Here is a 16,679-nt window from a genome sequence, read left to right on the forward strand (position 1 = left end):
TAGTGATTTGATGTCAATAAGCTAACAAAGCAGTGTGGATAAAAAACGCCGAACTTGAGGGCTGCAAAGAATAATCTGCTGTATGCAGCCCGCTGACCTTGCGGACCTGTTTCGGCTCGTAATTCGCTGTGATATCAGCCAATGGCCTGGGTCACCAGCGCAAACTGCTGCACCTCCGTGCTGATCGGCGGAGGCGTGCCCAGCACCATGCGCGGCGCCCGGTCGACACAGGGCAGGCCCAGGCTTTCCAGCCACGGCGCCAGTCCGCAGTCGGCGAGAATGTCGAAGCGCACAAAAAGGTCGGGGATCTGCCGCAGCAGGTGACTGATCAACTGCTGAGCCTGTTCGACAGTCTGGGCGACCACCGGGCCGACGATATGCCCGCGTCCAAAGCGTCGCAGCAGGGCGATGCCCTGCAACTGTCCGTAATGCTCGATGCCGACTGCCTGCTCGGCGTCACGCAACAGGTCGGTTAGCACAACAGTACGGTCCAGTCCGCTGCCTGCGTTGGCCAGGCGAATCAGCTCGGGATGGTCGGCGGAACCAAGTTTACGAAGCTGGCCACTATCGCCAAGGGTGTGCTGTCGGGATAGGTCGGGGATGCCCTGATGCTGCTGAATCCGCGCAAAGTCGACAAAGCCAAGGCTTTGATAAAGCGGCGCACCCAGCTCTGTGGCATTGAGGATCGGCGTACGCGGCGCTGTCGCTTCCAGGCACAGGTTCATCAGGCGGCGACCAATGCCTTTTCCCTGATGCTCGTCGCTGACAATCACCAAGCCAATCGACGACCAGTCGCCCTGATGACAGGTGAAGGCTACGCCGACCAACTGCCCTTCACACACGGCGACAAAGCCTTGCGAAGTGCGTTGGACCATCGCCCAGTCTTCTTCGCGATGCGGCCATTTGAGATGAACCGACAGGGCGTGCGCAGCCGGAATGTCTGCGGCAGTCACCGGACGGTACTGATAAGGGGATTCTGACGTGGCGGGCATGGGCGTCTCCTTGAAAACAGGTTGGGGGGTCGGTCTGGCTCAAATCAGCTTGCCTGCGCTCATTGGCGGCGCACGTTACCGAAGTGGGCTGACAGATATAGTCACGCTCCAGCAGGGTCACCGAACGCCCGTGTTCCCGAGACTCTTCATCGTGCGGCCCGCGCCACGGCTTCGATCTCGATCAGGTAGCCATGATGCAGCTCCGGGACCGGCACCACGGCGCGTGCCGGACGGTGTTCGCCCAGATAACCCGCGTAGATACGATCGAATGCAGGCCAGTGCCGGATGCCTGCGACATAAACCGTTACCTTGAGCAGGTCATCCGGGCCGCAGCCTGCCGCGCGTAGAATGGCAATCAGATTGTCCAGCGCGAGGGCGGCCTGAATTTCAAACGGTTCGTCAACGCTGTAGCTGCCGTCGGCGCGCACCGGCAGTTGCCCGGAGACATGCAGGGTGCCCTCATGCAGCACCGCCTGAGCATAGTGGCCGCCGGGTGCTGCGGCCGAAGTTGTGCCGATCAGCTCGATATCACCAGCCATGCAGGCGACTCCAGGTGTGAATGGCGCCATCGGCGTCACAAGCGTGGTAGTCCGGAAATTGCGCGCCAGTTGCACACGCATGGTTGGGCAGAATGCGCAGCCGGCTGCCGATAGGGAAACGTTCGCTGATGTCGGCAATTTCGCCTGCCGCCAGAGTGATGATGCCGTGTTCCTGATTGGCCCCGGTCACCCGCGCGCCATCGATCCATTCGCCGGTATCGGTGCAGACCTGACCGTAACCGAAATCCTGACGCTGGCGCTGAGTACCGCGATCTCGGCTCATGGCCATCCAGCCTGCATCGACGATGATCCAGCCTTTTTCCTGCTGATGGCCGATGACCGTAGTCAGCACGCTCAGGGCCAGTTCGTCCGCCTGGCATATGCCGATGTTGTGCATCACCAGATCAAAGAATACATACACACCGGCACGCACCTCGGTCACGCCTTCCAGGCTCTGCGCAGACAACGCGGTGGGTGTCGAGCCGATGCTGACCTCCGGGCAGGGCAGCCCGGCGTTGCGAATGCGCTCGGCGGCGCGGACACACAGCAAACGCTCCTGCTCGGCCAGGGCCTTCAAAGCTTCAGGTGTGTCGAGGTCGTAGCTGGAGCCCGCGTGGGTCATGACGCCACGCAGCTGCATGCCGCCTTCGACCAGTGTTTTCGCCACTTCTGTCAGTGCGCTGTCCTCGACCGCCAGCCCGGAGCGGTGACCGTCGCAATCGATTTCGATCCACACCTCGAAGCGCTCGTCGTGTTGCTGACCAAAGGCAACAATGGCCTGCGCCGCAACCACGCTGTCGGTCAAAATGCTCAGCCGGCAACCGTCGCGTCGCAATTTGAGTGCCTGATGCAGCTTGCCGGGCGCAATGGCGACGGCTTAGAACACGTCATTGATGCCTTCGGCGAAGCAATGCGCCGCTTCCTTGAGCGTCGAGACCGTCACGCCACTGGCGCCTGCGGCGATCTGCGCCTGAATGACCGGCAGCGACTTGCTGGTCTTAACATGGGGGCGCAGACGCACGCCCAGTTCATTCATGCGTTGCTGCATGCGCTGGATATTGCGCTGCATGCGCGGTACATCAAGCAGCGCAACCGGCGTATCAAGAGAGGACACAGAGGACAGAAAGGCTGACATGGGCGAGGCTCGTGTGACTGGGTACGAGCAGTACTCTACGTGTTGGGAATGAAGCTGTGCTTCAATGAGGCTTCATTAATTCTTAAGCTGAACTGAATGATTGCCATCGAAGATTTGCGCCTGGCTGTGACTCTGTCGCGTTGTGAATCCCTCAGCGCTGCTGCCCGGGTTCTCAACGTATCGCCACCTGCGCTGTCGATGCGCTTGCGCAAACTGGAGACGCAATTGGGCATCACCCTGGTCAATCGCGACGCCAGACGGCTGAGCCTGACGGCCGATGGCGAGCGGTTTGCCCGGGAGAGCGCGCACCTGCTGGAGCAACTGGAGGCGTTGCCCGAGTCCTTCAGGCAGCGCGATGATCGTCTGGTGGGCACCCTGCGCCTGGTGGCGCCGTTCGGTTATGGTCGGCAACGCATTGCGCCGTTGTTGTCGCGCTTCGCCAAACTGCATCCGCAGCTGTGTCTGCACCTCGACCTGCGCGAAACGCCGTGGCCGGATCGTCATGACAGCGACGCGGTCATTCACATCGGCAACCTGAATGACAGCTTGTGGATCGCCAGGCCTCTGGCCCAGAACCACCGCTGGCTGTGCGCCAGCCCTGCTTATCTCGAACAGCATGGCGCGCCCTCGACGCCTGAAGAGTTGTCTGCTCATCGCTGCATCTGCATCCGCGAAAACGACGAGGACGTGACCCTCTGGCACCTGAGCAAGGGGCAAATGAAAAAGACCCTGCGCGTCCAGCCTGCGTTGCTCAGCAACGATGGTTCGGTTGCCCGACGCTGGGCCGAGCAGGGGCAGGGGATCGTGCTGCGTTCGCAGTGGGATGTCAGCGATGCGATTGCCAGAGGCGACCTGATACGTGTCCTTGCCGATTGGCAATTGGCCAGTGCTCCGATCAACCTGCTGGTGCCGTTGCGCAAGCACCGCAGCGCTCGCGTGCAGGCTCTGACGGAGTTTCTGGAGACTGCTTTGAAAGGCTAATCAACGCCATAGGTTATGCGCTGTTGGTCGCAGTATCGAATACCTCAATTGACGCTCACAGCAACGCGCGGGTATAAACCGCGTCTTGTGTTTTTGTCGGATTTTTCTCCATGAGCTTCAGCCCCCTGATTCGCCAGTTGATCGATGCCTTCCGCGTGCTGCCGGGCGTCGGTCAGAAAACCGCGCAACGCATGGCGTTGCAGCTGCTGGAGCGCGACCGCAGCGGCGGCTCCCGGCTGGCGCTGGCGCTGGGGCAGGCGATGGATGGCGTCGGCCACTGTCGCTCTTGCCGTACCTTGACCGAGGAGGAATTCTGCCCGCAATGCGCCGATCCGCGTCGCGACGATACGCTGCTGTGCGTTGTCGAAGGGCCGACCGATGTCTACGCGGTGGAGCAGACGGGGTATCGAGGTCGCTATTTTGTGCTCAAGGGCCATTTGTCTCCGCTTGATGGTCTTGGCCCCGAGGCCATCGGCATTCCGCAATTGATGGAGCGCATTGCCGGCCAAGGCACTTTCACCGAAGTGATCCTGGCCACCAACCCGACTGTGGAAGGCGAAGCAACTGCGCATTACATTGCGCAGTTGCTCAATGACAAGGGCCTGGTTGCCTCGCGCATTGCTCATGGCGTACCGCTGGGTGGCGAGCTGGACCTGGTTGACGGCGGCACCCTTGCGCACTCGTTTGCCGGGCGCAAGCCGATCGCATTGTGATGCGGCTCAGTTGATCTGCTGATCAATAGCGCGGCGTAATATCCCGCTCCACAGGCGGTGCGTCGGGGTCCTGACCAGCCGGAAACTTGCCTTTCAGGTGCCAGGCGAAGGCAATGATTTCGGCGATTGTTCGATACAGCGGCTCGGGAATGCTGTCGCCCAGCTCCATGCGGGCCAGCAGTTTGACCAGCTCGGCGTTTTCGTAAATCGGCACTTCGTATTCCCGGGCGATTGCCAGGATGGCTTCGGCCAGTTGGTCGTCGCCCTTGGCGCTTAGGGTTGGTGCCTGCTGGCCGTCATAGGTGAGGGCAATAGCCTGGCGCGGGACATGATCGGGTAGGGACATCAGGCGTTCTCGTCGATCCAGCGTTGTTCAAGGGCGGTGCGCGGGCCTTGTGGCGGAACGCCATGGCTGCAAGCCAGCTCGCCGACGGCAAGACCGCAGGCAACAAGACGCTCACGCAAATGGCCCAATTCGTGTTCGATCAAGGCTGCGCTCTCCGGGCGCTCGGCCCATAGCTGGCTGGACAGCGTACCGCGCAGCAACTGCGCGTTTACCTGCATCGGCCCCAGCGGTTCGAGGTCGAAAGCCAGGTCGACTTTCCAGAGCTTTTCACGGCTATCCGTGATCTCGATGCCCTCGCGCTCTTCGCCGGTTTCCGGGTCAGGTTTGTCTTCACGCTGTACCTTGACCTGCAACGGCACGATGTCATGGGCATTGCGTATCGGCACTTCCAGCTGCCAGGTGGTCACTTGAGTGCCATCGGCGTTGGTGCGAGTCTGTTCCAGACCGCCCAACTGATGGCTTTGCAGTCGTGAAACAGCCGCGGCAGCCAGCTTGAGGAGTATTTCAAGATCGTCTTCCTTCTCGCCGCCACCGACAATGCGCGACGGCAGGGGAAAGCTGCTTGGCTGAGTGCGCGCCGCGACCATCCCCAAGGTGCCGAGCGCATAGCGAATCGCATTGGGCATGGCCCGGGCCAGGGTATTGGAGGCCGCCGCTGCGCCATAAGACTGGTTTTCCGGCAGACCCGGCAGGATCTGGCCAATCAGGCGCATCAGATTGGCCTTCATGTCCGGGGCTTGCATCGGGTTCAGTCCGGCCAGCAGTTTCGCTTCCATGAACACGCCGCTGGCGTGGAGTGCCTGGGCGACGCCTTTCGGGGTGCTCATCTGCTCGATGTCGGGGAGGTCGTTCAACAGTTGGTTGATGCTGGCCTGAAGTGTGGCGCTGATTCCCGAGTTACCAGTGCCGCCGGTGTTGGCCGGGCTGGCTGACTGCAGGTTTTGCAAGGCGCTGATCAGGTTTTCCAGAGAGCCTTGGCGGTTTTGTTGAGTGGTCAGTTGCTGAGCCAGCGCCAGTTGATCGAAGCGGCTGGGCAGGGCGACGAAATTCAACGCCTGGCTGCCTTGCACCTGAGCGCTGAGCAGACTGCCGACCGTCAATGGCTGCGGACTTTCTATGGTCAGGCTGGACCCTGCCAGCGCAGTGTTGAGCAGCATGACGATGGAACGGTAAACGGGCGTCGCCGTGGCCGGGTTGGGTACGGTGGCCTGGGTGACCGCCTGGCTGAGTTCCTGACTGGTCAGTACCTTGCCCTGCAACAGCGTGCCAGCGGGCAATTGCTGAGTATCGATGCTGGTCATCGAGTTTTTCAGCGCGTTGTTGATCTGTTGCAGGCTCAGGGTCAATTCGTTGGACGACGCCTGCGCCACTTGCAACATGCTGCCGGGAGTGAACGGTACGCTGCTGCTGACCGGCAGGTTGGTCTGGGTGCCGTTGGCCAGCACCAGGCGCAGCAGCAGCTGGAAGTTCTGGTTGACCTGCTTGAGGGTCAACACCTCTGCATCAACAGTTTCGCCCTCGGGGATCAGGTTTTCCGAAGAATGCAACAGGGTCAGCACTTGCGCAGGCGAGACGCCGGCGCGCAGTAATGTCGTAATTGGGGTTGTCGCTGGAACGCTGGTGATGTCGCCTGTCATTGAAATATCGACCTGAGGAAATTGCCCCTTTGATAACAGGACTCGCATGTATAATACCGGCCAAAACCGGGCTGGCCGCCATTAACTTCTCTTCATGTAACGGCTGCATCAATCCCGACTTGAACCCTCTTTCACTCCGTATGTGCCTGTTTTGGCACATCTCGCGACGCAACAGTACTGGAAGCGCCTGATGATCCCGGTCCCCCCATTTTTGCAAGCAACGGCGCTGGCGTGTGAGCGGGATTGGCGAGTGCTGTTCGAGCACCTTGATCTGCAATTGCGTGCCGGTGAGATGCTGCAGGTCAGCGGCCCCAACGGCAGCGGCAAGACCAGCCTGTTGCGGGTGTTGTGCGGGTTGATGTTGCCGACCGCCGGGCAGGTGCTGCTCGATGGCCAGCCGCTGCACCGGCAGCGGGCAGCAGCGGCAGGCAATCTGTTGTGGATTGGCCATGCCCCCGCGCTCAAGGAACTGCTCACGCCACTCGAGAACCTGACATGGCTGTGTGCATTGCATCGGTTGGCCAGTGCCGACGACATTCTGCAGGCGCTGGCTTCGGTCGGGCTGACAGGTTTCGAGGACGCTCCCTGTCACACGTTGTCGGCCGGGCAGCAGCGTCGGGTGGCGCTGGCACGGCTGTATCTGCCCGGTCCTGCGTTGTGGGTACTTGATGAACCGTTCACCGCGCTCGACCGTGAGGGCATCCTCCAGCTTGAGACGCTTCTGGCAAAACACTGTGAACAGGGCGGCATGGTTGTAATCACCACCCACCACGTGCTGAGCCACGTGCCTGCCGGCTATCGCAGTCTGGATCTGGCGAAGTGGTCCGCATGAACAGCGTCTTTGTTCTGTTGATGGTCCGAGAAGCCCGACTGCTGGCGCGTCGCCCGGCCGAACTGGCCAACCCTTTGGTATTCTTCGCGCTGGTGATCGCCCTGTTTCCGCTGGCCATTGGCCCGCAGATGCAATTGTTGCAAACCTTGTCACCCGGACTGGTCTGGGTCGCGGCACTGCTGGCCGTGCTGCTCTCGCTGGACGGGCTGTTTCGCAGTGATTTCGAGGACGGCTCGCTGGAGCAGTGGGTCCTTTCGCCGCACCCTCTGGCGCTTCTGGTGCTGAGCAAAGTGCTGGCACACTGGGTTTTTTCCGGGCTGGCGCTGGTACTGTTGTCGCCCGTGCTGGCTTTGATGCTTGGTTTGCCGGGCGATTGCCTGCCGGTGCTGATGCTTTCGCTGCTGCTGGGTACGCTGGTCCTCAGTCTGCTGGGCGCTGTCGGTGCCGCATTGACAGTAGGGTTGAAGCGCGGCGGGCTGTTGCTCGCCTTGTTGATCCTGCCGCTGTACATCCCGGTGTTGATTCTGGGCAGCGGCGCCCTGCAAGCTGCCATGCAAGGCATGCCCGCAACCGGCTATATGCTATGGCTGGGCAGCCTCACCGTGCTGGCGATTACCCTGACACCCTTTGCAATAGCTGCCGGCCTGAAGATCAGCGTCGGTGAATAATCAAGGTTTCGGTATCGTTACTGCCGATGCCCTGCAAAACCCTGGAAACACCTGATGAAAAGCGACGTCACTAAAAGCAGCATCGGCTGGGCCTGGTTTCATACGCTCGGCTCGCCGAAAGGGTTCTACCGGATCAGCACACGCCTGCTGCCGTGGCTGAGCGTATCCGCCTGCCTGTTGCTTGGCCTCGGCATCATCTGGGGTCTGGCGTTCGCACCACCGGACTACCAGCAGGGCAATAGTTTCAGGATCATCTACATCCATGTGCCTGCCGCAATGCTGGCCCAGTCCTGCTATGTGTTGCTTGCAGTGTGTGGTGTGGTCGGGCTGGTGTGGAAGATGAAACTGGCTGATGTTGCGCTGCAATCCGCCGCGCCCGTCGGTGCGTGGATGACCGCGCTGGCATTGGCCACCGGAGCGATCTGGGGCAAGCCGACGTGGGGCGCCTGGTGGGTCTGGGATGCGCGGCTGACGTCGATGCTGATTCTGCTGTTTCTCTATTTCGGCCTGATTGCGTTGGGCAATGCCATCGGTAATCGCGACAGCGCCGGCAAGGCCTGCGCAGTGCTGGCCATTGTCGGCGTGGTGAATATCCCGATCATCAAGTACTCGGTGGAGTGGTGGAATACCCTGCATCAGGGCGCCACGTTCAGCCTCACTGAAAAACCGGCCATGCCTGCGCAGATGTGGCTGCCGCTGCTATTCACCACATTAGGTTTCTACTGTTTCTTCGGCGTCGTGCTGCTGTTGCGCATGCGGCTTGAAGTGCTGCGTCGCGAGTCACGGACCCAATGGGCCAGGGCTGAGGTAGTGCGTAGTCTGGGGCAGCCCACCGCGCAGCCGGAGCACACGCCTTGAATTTCGAGTCATTCAGCGACTTTCTCGCCATGGGTCGGCACGGGCTGTTCGTCTGGTCGGCCTACGGCTTGTGTGCGTTGGTGCTGCTGATCAACGTGCTGCTGCCGGTTCTGGCGCGGCAGCGTTATCTGAAGCAACGGGCGCATCGTTTGAAACGGGAGCGCCGACCGTGAACCCGCTGCGCAGAAAGCGTCTGCTGATTATCTTCGCCGTGCTGATCGGTGTTGGCCTGGGCCTGAGCCTGGCCCTCAGCGCGCTGAAGGAAAACATCAATCTGTTTTATACGCCGAGTCAGATCGCCAATGGCGAGGCGCCACTGAATACGCGTATCCGTGCCGGTGGCATGGTGGAAAAGGGCTCGTTGCAGCGCTCGGCGGATTCGCTGGACGTGCGTTTTGTAGTCACCGATTTCAGCAAGTCGGTGACCATTACCTATCGCGGCATCCTCCCCGACCTGTTTCGCGAAGGGCAGGGCATCGTGGCGCTGGGCAAGCTCGATGCACAAGGCGTGGTAGTTGCCGACGAAGTGCTGGCCAAGCATGACGAGAAGTACATGCCTCCCGAGGTGACCAAGGCTTTGCGCGAGAACGGTCAGGCGCCAGCAGTATATGCACCCGCAAGGCAGGCAGAACGATGATTCCCGAGCTCGGCCATCTGGCGATGATTCTGGCGCTTTGCTTTGCGCTGGTGCAGGCGATCATTCCGCTGATCGGTGCATGGCGTGGCGACAGGTTATGGATGAGTCTGGCGCGTCCGGCAGCGTGGGGCCAGTTAGGCTTTCTGATTTTCGCCTTCGGTTGTCTGACCTACGCGTTCATGGCCGACGATTTTTCCGTCGCCTATGTTGCGCAGAATTCCAACACTGCGCTGCCGTGGTACTACAAGTTCAGCGCCGTATGGGGCGCGCATGAGGGTTCACTGCTGCTCTGGGCGCTGATTCTCGGCGGCTGGACCTTCGCCGTGTCGGTGTTTTCCCGACAGTTGCCGCAAGTAATGCTGGCGCGGGTGCTGGCGGTGATGGGCATGATCAGTCTGGGCTTTTTGTCGTTTCTGATCTTCACGTCCAACCCGTTCGCGCGTCTGTTGCCACAAATGCCCGCCAACGGCCGCGATCTCAACCCGTTACTACAGGATATCGGCCTGATCGTGCATCCGCCGATGCTGTACATGGGCTATGTGGGGTTTTCGGTCGCCTTCGCATTTGCCATCGCGGCGCTGCTCGGCGGGCGCCTCGATGCCGCCTGGGCACGCTGGTCGCGACCGTGGACGCTGGTCGCCTGGGCCTTTCTCGGCGTCGGTATCAGCCTGGGTTCATGGTGGGCTTATTACGAATTGGGCTGGGGCGGCTGGTGGTTCTGGGACCCGGTAGAGAATGCCTCGTTCATGCCCTGGCTGGTCGGCACGGCGCTGATCCACTCGCTGGCGGTCACGGAAAAACGCGGGGTGTTCAAGAGCTGGACGGTGCTGCTGGCGATTGCGGCGTTTTCCCTGAGCCTGCTGGGTACTTTTCTGGTTCGCTCCGGGGTGCTGACTTCGGTGCATGCGTTTGCCTCTGACCCGGCGCGTGGTGTGTTCATCCTCATGTTTTTGCTGATCGTGGTAGGCGGTTCGTTGACCCTGTTCGCGGTGCGTGCGCCAGTGGTAAAAAGCCATGTCGGCTTCGGCCTGTGGTCGCGGGAGACATTGCTGCTTGGCAATAACCTGTTACTGGTGGTTGCGGCGTCGATGATTTTGCTCGGCACTCTTTATCCGCTGGTGATCGACGCCATGAGTGGTGCAAAGATGTCGGTCGGTCCGCCGTATTTCAACGCCCTGTTCGTGCCCTTGATGGGCTTGTTGCTGGCGGTCATGGCCGTCGGTGTACTGGTGCGCTGGAAGGACACGCCGCTGAAATGGCTGCTGGGCATGCTTGCCCCGGTGCTGATCGGCAGTGCGCTGCTGGCTGTGATCGCCGGGCTGCTCATGGGCGATTTCCAGTGGGCGGTGCTGGCGACCTTCATGCTTGCCGCGTGGGTGCTGCTGGCCGGGCTTCGCGATCTGTTCGACAAGACGCGCCACAAGGGGCTGCTCAAGGGCGCGCGCAGCCTGACCCGCAGTTATTGGGGCATGCAACTGGCGCACCTGGGCATCGTGGTGTGCGCGCTGGGCGTGGTGTTATCCAGCCAGAACAGCGCCGAGCGCGACCTGCGCATGGCCCCTGGGGAGTCTACGCAACTGGGCGGTTACGTCTTTGTGTTCGAGGGCGCGACGCATTATGAAGGGCCGAATTTCACCTCGGATCGCGGCACGGTTCGCGTGTTGCGCAACGGTGTGCCGCTGACCGAGCTGCACCCGGAAAAGCGCCTGTACAGCGTCCAGCAGTCGGTGATGACCGAAGCGGGCATCGACGCCGGTTTCAGCCGTGATCTTTACGTGGCATTGGGTGAACCGCTGGGCAACGGTGCTTGGGCTGTGCGGGTTCACGTCAAGCCGTTCGTGCGCTGGATCTGGCTCGGCGGACTGTTGACCGGGTTGGGCGGGGTGCTGGCAGCGCTGGACAGGCGTTATCGCACCCGGGTCAAAAGCAAGGTGCGCGAGGCACTGGGCCTGTCGGGAGCGGCACTATGAAACGCTGGATCATGTTATTGCCACTGGCATTGTTTCTTGGCGTGGCAGCGCTTCTGTATCGCGGTCTGTATCTCGATCCCGCCGAGCTGCCTTCGGCGCTGATCGGCAAGCCTTTCCCGTCGTTCTCGTTGCCGCAAGTGCAGAGCGAAAAAATCCTGACGCGTGCGGACCTGCTGGGCAAACCCGCGCTGGTCAACGTTTGGGGCACCTGGTGCGTGGCCTGTCGTGTCGAGCATCCGCTGCTCAAGCGTCTTGCGCAGCAGGGCGTGCTGATTTACGGCATCAACTACAAGGACGTCAATGCCGATGCGATCAAATGGCTCAAGGACTTTCACGACCCTTATCAGCTCGATATTCGTGACCAGGACGGCACGTTGGGCGTGAATCTTGGGGTGTACGGGGCGCCGGAAACCTTTCTGATCGACCGTCAGGGCATCATTCGTTACAAGCATGTCGGCGTTATCGATGACGTGGTCTGGCGTGAAAAACTGGCTGCCCGTTATCAGGCGCTGGTTGATGAGGCAAAACCATGAAACGCTGCCTGCCTGTGGTTCTGCTCAGCCTGTTGTTTTGCGGTGTTGTCCAGGCAGCGATTGACGCCTACACCTTCCGTGACGACGCCGAGCGCGCGCGCTACAGCGAGTTGACCCGAGAGCTGCGTTGCCCCAAATGCCAGAATCAGGACATTGCCGACTCCAACGCGCCGATTGCCGCTGATTTGCGCAAGCAGATCTACCGCATGCTCGGCGAAGGGCAGAGCAACCAGCAGATCATCGATTTCATGGTCGAACGCTACGGCGATTTCGTGCGCTATAAACCGGGCCTCAGTGCACGCACGTGGCTGCTCTGGTTCGGCCCTGCCGGTCTTCTGCTCGGCGGCGTTGTGGTGATCGGCTTTATCGTCGTGCGTCGTCGCAAGCAGCGCCCTGCGCAAGGGACGGCGTTGTCCGAAGACGAGCAGCAGCGGCTTGCCAGACTGCTCGACGAGCACCGCTCATGATAGATTTCTGGGTAGCAATCGCGTTGCTCTTGCTGGTGGCGCTGGGCGTTCTGCTGATTCCTGTGCTGCACGGCCAGCGCGCGCAGCGTGAAGAAGATCGCACCGCGCTGAACGTCGCGCTTTATCAGGAGCGTCTGGCCGAGTTGCAGGCTCAGCACGAGCAGGGCGTTTTGTCGCTCGAGCAATGCCAGGATGCACGTGCCGAGGTCGCTCGCGAACTGCTGGCCGATACCGAAGGCGCAGAACCCGTGCGCACGCAGCGCCTGGGCAGGCCGCCGTTGTTGCTGGCTTCCGCGCTGGTGCCGGTGCTCGGCCTGGCGGTTTACCTGAGCCTGGGGGCCAGTGACCGGGTCGAGTTGAGCCGTGAATTCGCCAGGCCACCGACCTCGCTGGCCGACATGACCCGGCGCCTGGAGCGTAGCGTGCAGGCGCAGCCGGACTCTGCCGAGAACCTGTATTTTCTGGCGCGCAGCTACCTTGCGCAAAATCGTCCCGGTGACGCTGCGCGGGTATTCGAGCGGACAGTTGCGCTGGCCGGAAGATCGCCAGAGCTGCTCGGTCAGTGGGCGCAGGCACTTTATTTCGCCAGCGACAAACACTTCACCCCGCAGGTGCAGGCACTGACCGACGAGGCGCTGCAGGCCGATCCCAACGAAGTCATCAGCCTCGGCCTACTGGGGATCGCCGCGTTTGAAACGCAGCGCTATCAAGTGGCAGCGGATTACTGGACCCGGCTGCTGGCAGCGTTACCCGCAGACGATGCATCGCGCTCGGCGCTGGAAGGTGGTATTGCTCGCGCCAGACAAAACCTTGCCGAACAAGGCACGCCGGTCAAGGCACACTCGCTCAGGGTACGCGTCAGGCTGGCCGCATCGCTTGAGGGCAAGGTGCAGCCAGGTGACAGCGTGTTCATTTTTGCCCGGGCAATCAATGGTCCGCCCGCGCCATTGGCGGTCAAGCGCATCACGGTGGCCGACCTGCCTGCCGAGGTCGAGCTGAGTGATTCCGACGCAATGTTGTCGTCACTGAAACTGTCTAACTTTCCGCAAGTCCAACTGGTTGCGCGGGTGTCTCGCGCAGGCCAGCCAACTACCGGTGAGTGGGTCGGCCGCAGTCAGCCTCTGGCCAGCAGTACCGAGGCACAGCAGGTGTTGACCATCGACAGTCCGGATAACTAGAGAAATCGCTTATGTACCGTACCGCACGCATTACCTTGTTGGGTCTGGTCGTTGGCCTGAGTGCCTGCGCAGTCCAGCATCCGGCACCGCCCCATAGCCAGGAACCGATCCCGACTATGCCGGGCGCTCAGCAGCCTGGCGCACCGCGTCCAGCCACTGCACCGCAGGAGCCTGTCCAGGCGCCGCCTGCCGCCCCTAAAACCTCGGCCAGCTTCGCGCCGCCTCCGGGCGGTGGGAGCCATTGGGATGCGCGCCTGGGCGTGTACGTGATGGATGGTCAGCCCAACACGTTCTATCGCCAGCGCACTTATTATCAGTGGAACAATGGCTGGAGCTGGGCAACCAGCCCCAACGGCCCCTGGCAGGCGACCGACGCCAGCGGCGTTCCGGCCGGGCTGGGCAAACAGTTCAGCAACTGATTCAAGCCTGCAAATGAAAACGGCGACCTGATGGGTCGCCGTTTTTGCATCGCGTGGGCGGTTTATTTGCCCGGATAAATCTGGTCGAACACGCCACCGTCGATGAAGTGTGTCTTCTGTACGGTGCGCCAGTCACCGAAGGTTTTCTCGACTGAGAGGAAGTCTACTTTAGGGAAACGATCCTGAAACCTGGCGAGAACTTGCGGATCGCGCGGGCGCAAGTAATTGTTGGCAGCAATTTCCTGGCCTTCCGGCGACCACAGGTACTTTAAGTATTCCTCGGCTAGTGGGCGGGATTTTTTCCTGTCCACCACCTTGTCGACCACGCTCACTGGCGGCTCGGCTTCTGCCGACACGGACGGATAGACCACTTCGAACTGATCGCGCCCGAATTCGCGAGCGATCATCTCGGCCTCGTTCTCGAAGGTAACCAGTACATCGCCGATCTGGTTGGTCATGAACGTGGTGGTCGCGCCACGACCGCCGGTGTCGAGCACCGGCACATGGCGAAACAGGTCCCCGACGAACTTCTTCGCTGCGGCTTCGTCACCACCGTTTTTCAGGGTGTAACCCCAGGCCGACAGGTACGTATAGCGGCCATTACCTGAAGTCTTCGGGTTAGGCACGATGACTTCGACCCCGTCCTTGATCAGATCGGGCCAGTCTTTCAGGGCTTTGGGGTTGCCTTTTCGAACAATGAACACAGTCGCTGAAGTGAAAGGTGCACTGTTGTTCGGCAGGCGCGTGACCCAGTCATCGGGCACCAGTTTGCCGTTGTCGGCCAACGCATTGATATCGGTGGCCATGTTCATGGTGATCACGTCGGCTGGCAGACCGTCGATGACCGAGCGCGCCTGCTTGCTGGAACCGCCAAACGACATCTGCACTGTCACGTCTTCGTTCTTCTCGGCTTTCCAGTGTTTCTGGAAGGCGCTGTTGTAGTCCTTGTAGAAATCACGCATCACGTCGTAAGAGACGTTGAGCAGCGTCGGGGCTGCCTGGGCAGCACTGGCAAAAGCCAGGCTGGCGGCCAGTAGCGAAGCGGCGAAGAGTCTGTTCACTGCAGGGTCCTTGAGATTGTCTTGATGAAGCTTGATGGCGTAATGCCGCGACACTATCAGTATCGCGCCTGCTGTTTAAAGACTGAAAACGTCTTTGCTTATGCCTTGTGCTCTACTTTTGGAAACAATTGATTACCGCAGCGCGAACAGAACGCAGCGCCATGCTCGTGAAAGTTCTTCGAGCAGACCGGGCAATCATGCTTCAACTGCTCGCCGCGCATGGCGTTGGCCAGCTCTGCGGTGAATATCCCGGTGGGCACGGCTATGATCGAGTAGCCGATGATCATCACCAGCGACGAGAGCATCTGACCCACCGGCGTCTTGGGCACGATGTCGCCAAAGCCGACAGTGGTGAGAGTCACGATAGCCCAGTAAATGCCTTTGGGGATGCTGGTGAAGCCGTGCTCCGGGCCTTCGATTACGTACATCAGCGTGCCGAACACCGTGACCAGCGTCGAGACGGTGACCAGAAACACGATGATTTTCTGTTTGCTGCCGCGCAGCGCCGCCAGCAGGTAATTGGCCTGGCGCAGGTAAGTGCCGAGCTTGAGCACCCGGAAAATCCGCAGCATACGGATGATTCGCACGATCAACAGGTACTGCGCGTCGCTGTAATAAATCGACAGCACGCCCGGCACAATTGCCAGCAGGTCCACGAGGCCGTAGAAACTGAAGGCGTACTTCAATGGCCGGGGTGAGCAGTACAGGCGCAGAATATATTCAATCGCGAACAGCAGGGTGAAGCCCCATTCGATCCAGGCGAACAGCGTCGCGTAGTCGCGATGGATGCTCTCGATGCTGTCGATGACTGTGACCAGCAGGCTGAGCAGAATCGCCACCAGGACAATCTTGTCGAACGTCCGCCCGGCAGGCGTATTGGCCTCGAAAATAACGATATGCAACCGTTCGCGACGGCTGAGAGAGGTGTCCATGAGGCTTCCCGATTCGAATATCGGCAGAGCCTAGGAGGATTGGATAGGTGAGTGCAAGTGCGGTGGCAAGATCGGGACAGGACGCAGAGCGTCCAGAACTGCGTTCCTGCGCTGCAGCTCAAGAAGCGATAACCTCGGTGACTGACGTGGGAGGATACATGCAGTATTCGGGCGAAGGGTTTTCTCTAAGGACATTGGCGTTTGATGATTGCGAATTGGTCAACCGCTATGAAAAGGCCAATCGCGAGCATCTGCAGCCGTGGGAGCCGTTGAGGGACGATGACTATTTCATCCTCGAAAACGCAAGATCACGGGTTCAGCAACAGTGGGAAAGCATGCAGGCCGGCCGCGCGATTTTCTTCCTTGTCACGGAAGCGGACGGCGGCGAGGTACTGGGGCGGTGCAGTTACACAAACGTTGTCAGAGGTGCGTTCCAGGCCTGCAACCTTGGCTTCTCGCTGGCAGAGTCTGCTCAGGGGCGGGGGTTGATGAGAAGGTCGCTGGAGATGACCAATCGCTACTGTTTCGAGCGCATGGGCCTGCATCGCATCATGGCCAACCACATGCCGGGCAACCTGCGAAGTGAGCGACTCCTGCAATCGCTCGGCTTCGAAAGGGAAGGGTTTGCGCGCGTCTATCTGAAAATCGCCGGGGTTTGGGAGGATCACGTTCTGAGGGCGTTGGTTAATCCGGGGGATATCACTTAGCTGTAGGTGGGCAGAAGGTTACGAGGGCTGCGGAGCGGTCTTCAAACCGCTATTCTGGTTTTTCTGATGTACTG

At 60.6% G+C, this 16,679-nt stretch carries 19 protein-coding genes and 1 pseudogene; 13 read left to right on the forward strand and 7 right to left on the reverse strand.

What is annotated here, in order from left to right; genetic code table 11:
- Positions 1–134 precede the first annotated feature (134 nt).
- The 3 genes and pseudogenes from I9H09_RS09745 to I9H09_RS09755 form a co-directional block, all read right to left on the reverse strand.
- The gene (locus I9H09_RS09745) at positions 135–992 is read right to left on the reverse strand and encodes a GNAT family N-acetyltransferase (protein WP_122324712.1); all 858 of its coding nucleotides are present in this window, start codon (positions 990–992) and stop codon (positions 135–137) included.
- Between the two features lie 146 nt (positions 993–1,138).
- Positions 1,139–1,531, reverse strand: a complete 393-nt coding sequence (locus tag I9H09_RS09750; RefSeq protein ID WP_236502280.1) for a RidA family protein — start codon at positions 1,529–1,531, stop codon at positions 1,139–1,141.
- Positions 1,521–2,666, reverse strand: a pseudogene (locus I9H09_RS09755) (DSD1 family PLP-dependent enzyme). Before I9H09_RS09755 ends, I9H09_RS09750 begins: the two are co-directional and overlap by 11 nt.
- 96 nt (positions 2,667–2,762) lie before the next feature.
- Between I9H09_RS09755 and I9H09_RS09760 the strand changes: the two are divergent.
- Both I9H09_RS09760 and recR read left to right on the forward strand, forming a co-directional pair.
- Positions 2,763–3,647: a LysR family transcriptional regulator gene (locus I9H09_RS09760; RefSeq protein WP_122347507.1), complete on the forward strand. Its 885-nt coding sequence runs from the start codon at positions 2,763–2,765 to the stop codon at positions 3,645–3,647.
- A gap of 110 nt (positions 3,648–3,757) precedes the next feature.
- Complete coding sequence (gene recR, locus I9H09_RS09765; RefSeq protein ID WP_005890295.1) at positions 3,758–4,360, forward strand: recombination mediator RecR; 603 nt, start codon at positions 3,758–3,760, stop codon at positions 4,358–4,360.
- A 22-nt stretch (positions 4,361–4,382) separates the two neighbouring features.
- Here recR and I9H09_RS09770 read toward each other — a convergent pair whose 3' ends face one another.
- Entirely contained in the window at positions 4,383–4,706 is a 324-nt protein-coding gene (locus I9H09_RS09770) for an EscU/YscU/HrcU family type III secretion system export apparatus switch protein (protein WP_005890297.1), read from the reverse strand.
- On the reverse strand, positions 4,706–6,343 hold the full coding sequence (fliK, locus tag I9H09_RS09775; protein ID WP_122324709.1) for a flagellar hook-length control protein FliK: 1,638 nt from the start codon (positions 6,341–6,343) through the stop codon (positions 4,706–4,708). Before fliK ends, I9H09_RS09770 begins: the two co-directional genes overlap by 1 nt.
- Positions 6,344–6,533: 190 nt before the next feature.
- Here fliK and ccmA point away from each other — a divergent pair, with 190 nt between their 5' ends.
- The 10 genes from ccmA to I9H09_RS09825 are packed head-to-tail and all read left to right on the forward strand — an operon-like array spanning position 6,534 to position 13,905.
- Positions 6,534–7,175 (forward strand): cytochrome c biogenesis heme-transporting ATPase CcmA, encoded by a 642-nt coding sequence (gene ccmA / locus I9H09_RS09780; RefSeq protein ID WP_055003018.1) that lies wholly within the window; start codon positions 6,534–6,536, stop codon positions 7,173–7,175.
- Complete coding sequence (gene ccmB / locus I9H09_RS09785; RefSeq protein ID WP_122312353.1) at positions 7,172–7,843, forward strand: heme exporter protein CcmB; 672 nt, start codon at positions 7,172–7,174, stop codon at positions 7,841–7,843. The genes ccmA and ccmB overlap by 4 nt, the downstream gene beginning before the upstream one ends.
- 54 nt (positions 7,844–7,897) lie before the next feature.
- The gene (locus tag I9H09_RS09790; protein ID WP_122347508.1) at positions 7,898–8,701 is read left to right on the forward strand and encodes a heme ABC transporter permease; all 804 of its coding nucleotides are present in this window, start codon (positions 7,898–7,900) and stop codon (positions 8,699–8,701) included.
- A complete protein-coding gene (gene ccmD, locus I9H09_RS09795) occupies positions 8,698–8,874 on the forward strand; it encodes a heme exporter protein CcmD (RefSeq protein ID WP_122347509.1) in 177 nt (58 codons plus the stop codon). The genes I9H09_RS09790 and ccmD overlap by 4 nt, the downstream gene beginning before the upstream one ends.
- Positions 8,871–9,338 carry a cytochrome c maturation protein CcmE gene (ccmE, locus tag I9H09_RS09800; protein ID WP_122347510.1) on the forward strand — a complete coding sequence of 156 codons (468 nt, stop codon included), beginning with the start codon at positions 8,871–8,873 and terminating at the stop codon, positions 9,336–9,338. Before ccmD ends, ccmE begins: the two co-directional genes overlap by 4 nt.
- Positions 9,335–11,308, forward strand: a complete 1,974-nt coding sequence (locus I9H09_RS09805; RefSeq protein ID WP_236502279.1) for a heme lyase CcmF/NrfE family subunit — start codon at positions 9,335–9,337, stop codon at positions 11,306–11,308. The genes ccmE and I9H09_RS09805 overlap by 4 nt, the downstream gene beginning before the upstream one ends.
- A complete protein-coding gene (locus I9H09_RS09810; protein ID WP_122312351.1) occupies positions 11,305–11,841 on the forward strand; it encodes a DsbE family thiol:disulfide interchange protein in 537 nt (178 codons plus the stop codon). The genes I9H09_RS09805 and I9H09_RS09810 overlap by 4 nt, the downstream gene beginning before the upstream one ends.
- Complete coding sequence (locus I9H09_RS09815) at positions 11,838–12,308, forward strand: cytochrome c-type biogenesis protein (protein WP_122312350.1); 471 nt, start codon at positions 11,838–11,840, stop codon at positions 12,306–12,308. Before I9H09_RS09810 ends, I9H09_RS09815 begins: the two co-directional genes overlap by 4 nt.
- On the forward strand, positions 12,305–13,486 hold the full coding sequence (gene ccmI / locus I9H09_RS09820) for a c-type cytochrome biogenesis protein CcmI (RefSeq protein ID WP_122347511.1): 1,182 nt from the start codon (positions 12,305–12,307) through the stop codon (positions 13,484–13,486). The genes I9H09_RS09815 and ccmI overlap by 4 nt, the downstream gene beginning before the upstream one ends.
- An 11-nt stretch (positions 13,487–13,497) precedes the next feature.
- The gene (locus I9H09_RS09825) at positions 13,498–13,905 is read left to right on the forward strand and encodes a hypothetical protein (RefSeq protein WP_024671097.1); all 408 of its coding nucleotides are present in this window, start codon (positions 13,498–13,500) and stop codon (positions 13,903–13,905) included.
- Positions 13,906–13,967: 62 nt separating this feature from the next.
- Here the strand turns inward: I9H09_RS09825 and I9H09_RS09830 are convergent, their stop codons facing one another.
- Positions 13,968–14,966 (reverse strand): sulfate ABC transporter substrate-binding protein, encoded by a 999-nt coding sequence (locus I9H09_RS09830; protein WP_024671096.1) that lies wholly within the window; start codon positions 14,964–14,966, stop codon positions 13,968–13,970.
- Between the two features lie 98 nt (positions 14,967–15,064).
- The gene (locus I9H09_RS09835) at positions 15,065–15,898 is read right to left on the reverse strand and encodes an ion transporter (protein ID WP_005890319.1); all 834 of its coding nucleotides are present in this window, start codon (positions 15,896–15,898) and stop codon (positions 15,065–15,067) included.
- A 158-nt stretch (positions 15,899–16,056) separates the two neighbouring features.
- Between I9H09_RS09835 and I9H09_RS09840 the strand changes: the two genes are divergently transcribed.
- Entirely contained in the window at positions 16,057–16,605 is a 549-nt protein-coding gene (locus I9H09_RS09840) for a GNAT family N-acetyltransferase (RefSeq protein ID WP_122324706.1), read from the forward strand.
- Positions 16,606–16,679: the final 74 nt, after the last annotated feature.

Origin of the sequence: Pseudomonas tremae (assembly GCF_023278125.1) — a bacterium.
Taxonomy (GTDB): Bacteria; Pseudomonadota; Gammaproteobacteria; order Pseudomonadales; family Pseudomonadaceae; genus Aquipseudomonas; species Aquipseudomonas tremae.

Coding starts and splice junctions, on each gene's coding strand:
- I9H09_RS09790 (WP_122347508.1), top strand. CDS start 7,898: ATGAAAAGCGACGTCACTAAAAGCAGCATCGGCTGGGCCTGGTTTCAT.
- I9H09_RS09815 (WP_122312350.1), top strand. CDS start 11,838: ATGAAACGCTGCCTGCCTGTGGTTCTGCTCAGCCTGTTGTTTTGCGGT.
- I9H09_RS09805 (WP_236502279.1), top strand. CDS start 9,335: ATGATTCCCGAGCTCGGCCATCTGGCGATGATTCTGGCGCTTTGCTTT.
- ccmB (WP_122312353.1), top strand. CDS start 7,172: ATGAACAGCGTCTTTGTTCTGTTGATGGTCCGAGAAGCCCGACTGCTG.
- ccmA (WP_055003018.1), top strand. CDS start 6,534: ATGATCCCGGTCCCCCCATTTTTGCAAGCAACGGCGCTGGCGTGTGAG.
- I9H09_RS09810 (WP_122312351.1), top strand. CDS start 11,305: ATGAAACGCTGGATCATGTTATTGCCACTGGCATTGTTTCTTGGCGTG.
- I9H09_RS09835 (WP_005890319.1), bottom strand. CDS start 15,898: ATGGACACCTCTCTCAGCCGTCGCGAACGGTTGCATATCGTTATTTTC.
- I9H09_RS09825 (WP_024671097.1), top strand. CDS start 13,498: ATGTACCGTACCGCACGCATTACCTTGTTGGGTCTGGTCGTTGGCCTG.
- I9H09_RS09745 (WP_122324712.1), bottom strand. CDS start 992: ATGCCCGCCACGTCAGAATCCCCTTATCAGTACCGTCCGGTGACTGCC.
- I9H09_RS09750 (WP_236502280.1), bottom strand. CDS start 1,531: ATGGCTGGTGATATCGAGCTGATCGGCACAACTTCGGCCGCAGCACCC.
- fliK (WP_122324709.1), bottom strand. CDS start 6,343: ATGACAGGCGACATCACCAGCGTTCCAGCGACAACCCCAATTACGACA.
- recR (WP_005890295.1), top strand. CDS start 3,758: ATGAGCTTCAGCCCCCTGATTCGCCAGTTGATCGATGCCTTCCGCGTG.
- I9H09_RS09770 (WP_005890297.1), bottom strand. CDS start 4,706: ATGTCCCTACCCGATCATGTCCCGCGCCAGGCTATTGCCCTCACCTAT.
- I9H09_RS09840 (WP_122324706.1), top strand. CDS start 16,057: ATGCAGTATTCGGGCGAAGGGTTTTCTCTAAGGACATTGGCGTTTGAT.
- ccmI (WP_122347511.1), top strand. CDS start 12,305: ATGATAGATTTCTGGGTAGCAATCGCGTTGCTCTTGCTGGTGGCGCTG.
- I9H09_RS09760 (WP_122347507.1), top strand. CDS start 2,763: ATGATTGCCATCGAAGATTTGCGCCTGGCTGTGACTCTGTCGCGTTGT.